Source organism: Streptomyces sp. NRRL F-5123 (genome assembly GCF_000721495.1).
GTDB lineage: Bacteria > Actinomycetota > Actinomycetes > Streptomycetales > Streptomycetaceae > Actinacidiphila.
Map to the genome: position 1 here is coordinate 1 of NZ_JOHY01000215.1, position 279 is coordinate 279.

The window sequence follows — 279 nt, forward strand, 5'->3', positions numbered from 1 at the left end:
GAAGATCGCGAAGAATATCAGCGCGGGGAGCATCGCCAGGGACGTGAAGGCGAGGACTTTCGCGGTGTCGGTGGAGTATTGCGAGGAGAAGGCCTGGACGCCGAGCGGCAGGGTGTAGTTGGCGGTCGAGTTGAGGATGTAGAGCGGCAGGACGTAGTTGTTCCAGCTGCCGATGAAGGAGAGGATCGCGACGGTCACGACGCCGGGCAGTGACAGCGGGATGACCATGCGGGCGAAGAAGCCGAGCCGGCTGGTGCCGTCGATCGCGGCGGCTTCCTC

1 protein-coding gene is annotated in these 279 nt (G+C 64.2%); it reads right to left on the reverse strand.

Translation table 11 applies throughout. From position 1 onward, the window contains the following. On the reverse strand, positions 1–279 hold a 279-nt coding region (locus IH54_RS0138990), incomplete at both ends, for an ABC transporter permease subunit (RefSeq protein ID WP_031526427.1).